General features: G+C 63.7%; 6 protein-coding genes. 3 read left to right on the top strand and 3 right to left on the bottom strand.

Annotated features, from left to right (window positions below):
- Positions 1–104: 104 nt before the first annotated feature.
- From NUV89_RS25340 to NUV89_RS25330, 3 genes are all read left to right on the top strand, one after another.
- Complete coding sequence (locus tag NUV89_RS25340; protein WP_257783473.1) at positions 105–2,057, top strand: acetoacetate--CoA ligase; 1,953 nt, start codon at positions 105–107, stop codon at positions 2,055–2,057.
- Positions 2,058–2,200: 143 nt separating this feature from the next.
- Positions 2,201–4,696, top strand: a complete 2,496-nt coding sequence (locus tag NUV89_RS25335) for a PAS domain-containing protein (protein WP_257783472.1) — start codon at positions 2,201–2,203, stop codon at positions 4,694–4,696.
- Between the two features lie 45 nt (positions 4,697–4,741).
- Positions 4,742–5,017: a peptidylprolyl isomerase gene (locus NUV89_RS25330; protein ID WP_017737235.1), complete on the top strand. Its 276-nt coding sequence runs from the start codon at positions 4,742–4,744 to the stop codon at positions 5,015–5,017.
- Between the two features lie 119 nt (positions 5,018–5,136).
- Here the strand turns inward: NUV89_RS25330 and NUV89_RS25325 are convergent, their stop codons facing one another.
- The 3 genes from NUV89_RS25325 to NUV89_RS25315 all read right to left on the bottom strand — a co-directional run bounded on the left by NUV89_RS25325 (position 5,137) and on the right by NUV89_RS25315 (position 8,159).
- A complete protein-coding gene (locus tag NUV89_RS25325; protein ID WP_257783471.1) occupies positions 5,137–6,042 on the bottom strand; it encodes a sugar kinase in 906 nt (301 codons plus the stop codon).
- Between the two features lie 134 nt (positions 6,043–6,176).
- On the bottom strand, positions 6,177–7,385 hold the full coding sequence (locus tag NUV89_RS25320; RefSeq protein WP_257783470.1) for an amino acid deaminase: 1,209 nt from the start codon (positions 7,383–7,385) through the stop codon (positions 6,177–6,179).
- A gap of 9 nt (positions 7,386–7,394) precedes the next feature.
- Entirely contained in the window at positions 7,395–8,159 is a 765-nt protein-coding gene (locus NUV89_RS25315) for an IclR family transcriptional regulator (RefSeq protein ID WP_257783474.1), read from the bottom strand.
- Between the last annotated feature and the right edge of the window lie 108 nt (positions 8,160–8,267).

The following is an 8,267-nucleotide window of genomic DNA, read 5'->3' as shown; positions in this document are numbered from 1 at the left end:
AGCTAGCACATCTTGTACTGATCCACCGCATTCGCGAGCAAGCCCGCTCCCACATTTGGCCTGTGCTGTCTGGAAGACTTCATACAAAAACAAGAGACGTGCCTATGTCCGACATCCTCTGGCAACCCTCCCCGGAACGCATCGCCGCCACGCGCATGGACCAGTTCCGCCGCTACATCAACGAGCGCTACGCCCTGCAACTCGCCGACTACCCCGCCCTGCACCAGTGGAGCATCGACCAGCGCCCCGACTTCTGGCAGGCCATCGTCAGCTTCTTCGACGTGCAGTTTCACCACCCGCCCAGCGCCGTGCTGGTCGAAGGCGATGAAATGCCCAGCGCCCAGTGGTTCCCCGGCGCCACCCTGAACTTCGCCGAGCACCTGCTGCGCCGCCGCGACGACCACCCCGCCGTGGTCGCCATCGGTGAAGACGGCCAGCGCGAACAATTGACCTACGCCGAACTGGCGGCCCACGTCGCCGGCCTGCAGCAAAGCCTGCGGGCCATCGGCGTGACCCAGGGCGACCGCGTGGCCGCCTGCATGCCCAACACCTGGCAAACCCTGGTGGGCATGCTTGCCACCACCAGCCTCGGGGCAATCTGGTCGTGCTCCTCGCCAGACTTCGGCACCCAAGGCGTGATCGACCGTTTCGGCCAGATCGAACCCAAGGTGCTGATGACCTGCGCCGGTTACCGCTACGCCGGCAAAACCATCGACCAGAGCGCCAAGCTCAATGAAATCCTCGAACGCCTGCCGTCCCTGGAACAGCTGATCGTCGTGCCGTACGCACGGCCCCAGGCGCAGGTCGAGGACTATCAAACGGCGGCCAGCGTCAGCCTGTGGGGCGACTTCTACCAACCCGGCGGCGAGCCTGAATTCCTCGCCGTGCCCTTCGACCACCCGCTGTACATCCTGTATTCCAGCGGCACCACCGGCGTGCCTAAATGCATCGTCCACTGCACCGGCGGCGTGTTGCTTACGCACCTGAAGGAACACGGCCTGCATGCCGACCTGAACCGTGAGGACTGCCTGTTCTACTACACCACCTGCGGCTGGATGATGTGGAACTGGCTGGTCTCGGTGCTGGCCATCGGCGCCACGGCGGTGCTGTATGACGGCTCGCCGTTTCATCCGGGGCCAGAGCGTTTGATCGACTTGATCGACGCCGAACGGATCAGCGTGTTCGGCACCAGCCCCAAGTTCCTCGCCACCCTGGAAAAGGCCGGCCTGCAACCGCGCCTGAGCCACGATTTGCGCAGCCTCAAGGGCTTGATTTCCACCGGCTCGCCGCTGTCGCCACAGAGCTACGACTACGTGTACCGCGAGATCAAGGCGCAGTTGTGCCTGTCGTCCATGTCCGGCGGCACCGATATCGTCTCCTGCTTTGTGATCGGCAACCCGGTGCTGCCGGTGCGCCGGGGCGAGATGCAGTGCAAGAGCCTGGCGATGGCAATCGAGGTGTGGGATGACCAGGGCCGCGCGCTGGTCGGCGAAAAAGGCGAGCTGGTCTGCACCCGGCACTTCCCGGCCATGCCCATCGGGTTGTGGAACGACCCCGAGCAAACGAAGCTGCGCGCCTCGTATTTCAGCCAGTTCCCCGGCGTGTGGGCCCAGGGCGACTACGCCGAGCAACGGCCCAACGGCAGCCTGTTGATTCATGGGCGCTCCGACGCGGTGCTCAACCCTGGCGGCGTGCGCATTGGCACGGCGGAAATTTATCGCCAGGTGGAAAAAGTCCCCCAGGTGCTGGAAAGCCTGGCCATTGGCCAACGCTGGCAGGATGACGTGCGGGTGGTGCTGTTTGTGCGCCTCAACGACGGTATCGAACTGGATGAGGCCCTGGAACAGCAGATCCGCCAGGTGATCCGCGCCAACACCACGCCGCGCCATGTGCCAGCAAAAATCCTCGCTGTCACGGATATCCCCCGCACCATCAGCGGCAAGATCGTCGAATTGGCGGTGCGTAACGTGGTGCATGGCGAACCGGTGAAAAACACCGACGCCCTCGCCAACCCGCAGGCCCTGGAGGAGTTTCGCGACCGCCCCGAGCTGGCTTGAAGATGAAAGGTTTCAGCCCTGACACACTCATTTGAAGACAAAACCCCAATGCATGCTATTTTTCGAGGGGTAGTCAGCCGTTCCCGGCTCACGGGATAATCGGCGTTTGTCATATTTCAAAGCATTACGCTCAGGGCTTTTTCATGAATGGAACACCCACCGTCAGCACAGCCGCCGCCTTGATCGCGCGGCTGGACTGGGGGCAAAGCCCCCTCGGTGAGATCAACGACTGGCCGCAAAGCCTGCGCACCGCCGTGGATATCGTCGTGCACTCGCCGATGCCGATGCTCCTGCTGTGGGGCAGCCAACTGACCCAGCTGTACAACGACGGTTTTGCCCTGTTGGCCGGCAACAAGCATCCCGACGCCCTCGGCCAGCCGGCGCACCAGGCCTGGCCGGAGCTGCAAAGCTTCACCGCGCCGATCTACAACGCGGTGCTTGAAGGCCAGGTGCGCACCTTCACCGAACAGCGCTTTATCCTGCAACGCAATCACCGCGACACCGAGATCTGGCTGGACCTGACCTACAGCCCGGTGCGCGATGAAAGCGGCAGCGTCGCCGGCATCCTGGTCACTGCCATCGAAACCAACGAACGCCGCAAGGCCCAGCACAACACCGAGCAACGCCTGCAACTGGCGCTGGCCGCCACCGATGCCGTGGGCACCTGGGATTGGGATATCGGCGAAGACCGCTTTATCGCCGACGCCCACTTCGCCTACCTGCACGGCGTGGCGCCCGACCACGCCAGCCTGCTGCCCATCAGCGCCTACCTGCAAGGCGTGCACCCCGAAGACCGTGGCATGGTGGCGCGCAGCATCAAGCACTGCATCACCTTTGGCACCGAATACGCCGAGGAATACCGCCTGCTGCAAGCCGACGGTACGGTGCGCTGGGTGTTTGCCCGGGGGCGTTGCTACAAGGACCACCAGGGCCGCCCGGCGCGTTTTCTCGGCGCGGCACTGGACCTCACCGAGCGCAAGCACACCGAGCAGGCCTTGCGCCAAAGCCAGACCGAGTTGCAGCTGATTATCAACGCCATGCCGGTGCTGATCGGTTATGTCGATCACGAACAACGCTTTCGCCTGAACAACAGCGCGTACCTGGAGTGGTACGGCATGACGCCCCAGGAGCTGTACGGCAAGACCATCCGCGAAGTGCTCGGCGACGAGGTGTATGCCGGCCGCGAGGATCAGATCAACGCGGCGCTCAAGGGCAAGGCGTGCAGCTTCCAGACCATCACCCCGCACCGCGACGGGCGCCCGCGTCACGCGCTGATGAAGTACCTGCCGCGGTTCAGCAATGACGGCTCGGTGAATGGTTTCTACATCTTTGTGATCGACGAAACCGAACGCAAACTCACCGAAGAAGCCCTGCGCCACCTCAACGAAAACCTTGAAGAACGCGTGGCCCAGCGCACCCAGGCGCTGGCCGAAGCCAACCAGCGCCTGCAAAACGAGATGTTTGAACGCGAGCGCGCCGAAGACGCCCTGCGCCATGCGCAGAAGATGGAAGCCGTGGGCCAGCTGACCGGCGGCATCGCCCACGACTTCAACAATATGCTCACCGGGATCATCGGCAGCCTGGACCTGATGCAACGCTACATCGCCGCCGGGCGCAGCGATGAAATCAGCCGCTTTACCGACGCCGCCGTGTCGTCCGCCCACCGCGCCGCCGCCCTCACCCACCGCCTGCTGGCGTTTTCGCGGCGCCAGTCCCTGGACCGCCGCCCGCTGGACCCGAACCAGTTGGTGGCGTCCCTGGAAGAGCTGTTCCGCCGCACCAAGGGCGCGCATATCGCGCTCAAGGTGCAACTGGGCCACGACATCTGGCCGGTGAACACCGACGCCAGCCAACTGGAAAACGCCCTGCTCAACCTGGTAATCAACGCGCGCGACGCCATGCCCGACGGCGGCGAACTGCTGATCGAAACGGCCAACAGCTACCTGGACGGCACCGACATCACCACCCTGGAACCGGTGAAAGCCGGCGATTACGTGATGCTCGGCGTATGCGACAACGGCGCGGGAATGGCGCCGAAGATCCTCGCCAAGGCGTTCGACCCGTTCTTTACCACCAAGCCCATCGGCCAAGGCACGGGCCTGGGGCTGTCGATGATCTACGGCTTTGCCCAGCAGTCCGGCGGGCACGTGACCATCCACAGCGCACCGGGCCAGGGCACCTGCGTGCGCCTGTACCTGCCGCGCCTGCATGGCACTGCGCTGGAAAGCAGCCTGCCGGCCAGCCTCGCGGAAGCCCCGGTGGCCCTGGCCGGTGAAGCCGTGGTGGTGGTCGAGGACGACCCGGCGGTGCGCATGCTGGTGGTCAACGTGCTCGACGAGCTGGGCTACACCGCGCACCAGGCGGCGGATGCACGCACCGCGCTGCCGCTACTGGAGTCGGATTTGCGCGTGGATCTGCTGGTCACCGATGTCGGCCTGCCGGGCATGAACGGCCGGCAACTGGCAGAGATCGCCCGCCAGCACCGGCCGGGCCTGCGCGTGTTGTTCATGACCGGTTACGCGGAAAAAGCCGCCGAGCGCCAAGGCTTCCTGGAGGACGGCATGGACATGGTGGCCAAGCCGTTTTCCATCGACCTGCTGGCCACGAAAATCCGCAGCATGATCAGCGTGGTCGAATGAGTTCAGGCATAATCGCCCGCCGTTGCAGGTACCTGGTAGAGATCAATGAAAGCCCAAGCCCGTCATATCCTGGTGAAAACCAGCGAAGAAGCCGAACAACTCAAGCAGCGCATTGCCAAGGGCGAAGCCTTTGACGTGCTGGCCAAGAAGTACTCCACCTGCCCATCGGGCAAGCGCGGCGGTGATCTGGGGGAGATTCGACCGGGGCAGATGGTGGGGGTGATCGATGCGGTGATCTTCAAGAAGCCGCTGCGGGTGGTGCATGGGCCGATCAAGAGCAAGTTTGGCTATCACTTGGTGCAGGTGTTTTACCGCGATTGAGGGTTGGCTTTAGACCGCTTTCGCGAGCAAGCCCGCTCCCACATTTGACCGTATTCCTTCAGATAAAACGCGGTCACCTGTGGGAGCGGGCTTGCTCGCGAACCGTCGCAGGCGGCCACTCACCGCGGAATCAAAGCGCCCGGCAACTGAATCACCCGACTCGCCAACCCATGCCCCGCCACCGCTGCTTGCTCCGGCGAGCCGCCCTTCAACCGACTGGCCAAATACGCCGCACTGAACGAATCCCCCGCCGCCGTCGTATCCACCACCTTCTCCACCTTGATCGCCGGCACCGCAAAGTGCTCGCCCTCAAACCGGATCAGGCACTCCTCCGCACCACGCTTTAGCACCACTTCCTCAATCCTCGGATACGCCGCAAACACCTGCTCACTGCTGGCATAGCCAAACAACGCGCGCTCGTCATCCTCGGTCAGCAAGGCCATGTCCACCTCGGCCAGGACCTTGCGATACGCCACGCGTGCCGCCTCGACATTGGCCCACAAACGCGGGCGGTAGTTGTTGTCGAACACCACCTTGCCGCCGCGCCGGCGGGTTTCGACCAGGGTGTGCAGCAAGCGCTCGCGGCCGATTTCACCCAGCACCGCCAGGGTGATGCCGCTGAAATACACCACGTCGTAATCCGCCAGTGCGGCGAGGATCGGTTCGGCGGCGGGTGTGGTGAAGCAGTCGCGCACGGCGGCTTCGTTGCGCCAGTAGAGGAATTTGCGCTCGCCATTGGCGTCGGTCTGGATGCAGTACAAACCCGGCAAGCGCCCGGGCAGGCGCTGGACCATGCCGAGGCCGAGACCTTCGTCGGCCCATTGCTGGCACATGGCGTCGCTGAAGCTGTCATCGCCTAGCGCCGTCACATAGTCGACGTTGCCGCTATCGCCCAGCTCGCGGCGCAGGTACACCGCCGTGTTCAGGGTGTCGCCGCCGAAGCTTTGGTGCAGGCTGCCGTCGGCGCGGTGTTGCAGTTCGATCATGCATTCGCCGATGAGGGCGATGTGGGGGTGGACAGTCATGATGGGGTCTCGGGTGTGGCTGATGGCCTCTTCGCGAGCAAGCCCGCTCCCACATTGGATTGGGTTCACAGATTTCTATTTGTGAATACAGTCAAGTGTGGGAGCGGGCTTGCTCGCGAAGGGAGCGACTCGGTCTAGAAGCAGGTATGCAAACTCTCAACCACCTGCAACTGCTCATCCACCAGGCAACCCACCTGCCACTTGTCAAAGGTCAGGCAAGGGTGCGAAGTGCCGAAGGAAATGATGTCGCCAATGCGTAGCTCAACTCCAGCAGCGACGGTCATGAACGCATGCTGGTCCATCACCGCCGTAACCTTGCACGCACTCACATCATCACCTTCAGCGCCGACAACGCCCGCCTTGTAGCGCTTGAGCGGCACCGGCAAACCGGCGTCGTAGGCCACGTCACGCTTGCCCAGGGCGATCACCGCAAAGCCCGGCTCGGGCATCGATTGCACATGGGCCCAGACTTCCAGGGCCGGGCGCAGGCCTTCGCTGAGGTCGCTGCGACGGTCGAGCACGCAGCATTGCGCTTCTTTGTAGATGCCATGGTCATGGGCCACGTAGCTACCCGGGCGCAGGACGCTGAGGAAGCGGCCAGCGGCGTTCTGTTCTTCGAAGGACTCGGCGATCAAGTCATACCAGGCCGAGCCCGAGGCGGTGATGATGGGCTTGGGCAGGTCGAAAGAGCCGTTATTTTGCAGATCCACCGCCAGGCGCACCAGGCTCGCGGCGAAGTCGCGGATGCCGCTGATGGCGTGCTCGCCGTGGATCACCCCTTCGTAGCCTTCGATCCCGGTGAGGGCCAGGGCCGGTTGGGCCTTGATCGCCTTGGCCAGGTCGCGCACTTCCTGTTCGCTGCGGCAACCGCAGCGGCCGCCGACCACGCCGTATTCGATCATCACGTTGAGGCGCAGGCCACGGGCGGCGAAAAACAGGCCGAGGTCGGCGACGTTGTCCGGGTGGTCGACCATGCAGTGGAAGTCGAAATCCTTGTCCGCCAGCAGGTCGGCGATCAGCGCCATGTTGGGCGCGCCCACCAGTTGGTTGGCCATCAGCACGCGGCGCACGCCACCGGCATAGGCGGCACGGGTCTGCACCGCGCTGGCCAGGGTGATGCCCCAGGCGCCGGCGGCGATCTGCCGCTGGAACAGCGCGGGCATCATGCTGGTCTTGCCATGGGGCGCCAGCTCGGCGCCGCTGTTGCTGACGAAGGTTTGCATCCAGCGAATGTTGTGTTCCAGGGCCTCGCGGTGCAGCACCAGGGCGGGCAGGCTGACGTCACGGACCAGGTGGGCACCGACGGCGGCGGCGCCCTTTGCAACGGCATTGATGGCAGACATGAAATGCTCCTATTCGTTGATGCGACGGGCCAGGTTGTTGGCGCTGTCGATCAGCACCCGGCGATAGTCGTTGTAGTTTTTCAGCGCATCGGCCCGTGGGGCGACGATGCACAGGGTCGCAATGCTGATGCCTTGCGCGTCCCGTACCGGGGCGGCAAAGCAATGGGTAAAGGTGTCGGCCACACTGTCGAAGGAAAAGAACCCCTCGAGGGTGGCCTGACGGATTTGTGCGAGGAAGGTCTCCAGCGGCAAGCGCTGGCCGTCCGGCAGGATAAAGTCGTCGTGGTCGATCAGGTCGATGATCTGCTTGTCGCTCAAATGCCCGAGCAACAGGCGCCCGGACGCGGTCCAGGGGATCGGCGCGTTTTCGCCGATGTCCGAGGAAATGCGAAAATGCCGCTCGCCCTCGCGCATCAGCGCCACCGTGTATTTGCGCCCGTTGAGCAGGCACATCTGCGCGGTTTCGTGGGTTTGGCTGACGATCTCCTGCAGGGCGTGATCGGCCTCGCGGGTCAGGTCGAAGTGACGCAGGTGCGCCTGGCCGAGGAAGTACAGCTGGCGGCCGAGGTAGACGTGACCGTCCTTGCCCACGGTTTCGAGGATGCGCCGTTCCAGCAGTGAGGCGACCAGTTCATAGACCGTGGACTTGGGGCTGCCGATGCCGCTGGCAATATCATTCGGGCGCAGGGGCTGGCCGATCTCCTTGAGAAAATCGAGGATATCGAACGCCCGGTCCAGGCCTTTGGCGCGGCGTTTGATGGTGTCTTCGGTCATGGCAGTCATCGGCCCCTTTCAAAATAGTGCTAACAACACAAATCCCCTGTGGGAGCGGGCTTGCTCGCGAAGGCGGTGTGTCAGTGAATGCATGTGTCACTGAACCCT

This window comes from Pseudomonas sp. 18.1.10 (assembly GCF_024655625.1).
Lineage (GTDB): Bacteria > Pseudomonadota > Gammaproteobacteria > Pseudomonadales > Pseudomonadaceae > Aquipseudomonas.
This window is presented reverse-complemented; position numbering and strand designations above follow the sequence as displayed.

Coding starts and splice junctions, on each gene's coding strand:
- NUV89_RS25340 (WP_257783473.1), top strand. CDS start 105: ATGTCCGACATCCTCTGGCAACCCTCCCCGGAACGCATCGCCGCCACG.
- NUV89_RS25335 (WP_257783472.1), top strand. CDS start 2,201: ATGAATGGAACACCCACCGTCAGCACAGCCGCCGCCTTGATCGCGCGG.
- NUV89_RS25330 (WP_017737235.1), top strand. CDS start 4,742: ATGAAAGCCCAAGCCCGTCATATCCTGGTGAAAACCAGCGAAGAAGCC.
- NUV89_RS25325 (WP_257783471.1), bottom strand. CDS start 6,042: ATGACTGTCCACCCCCACATCGCCCTCATCGGCGAATGCATGATCGAA.
- NUV89_RS25320 (WP_257783470.1), bottom strand. CDS start 7,385: ATGTCTGCCATCAATGCCGTTGCAAAGGGCGCCGCCGCCGTCGGTGCC.
- NUV89_RS25315 (WP_257783474.1), bottom strand. CDS start 8,159: ATGACCGAAGACACCATCAAACGCCGCGCCAAAGGCCTGGACCGGGCG.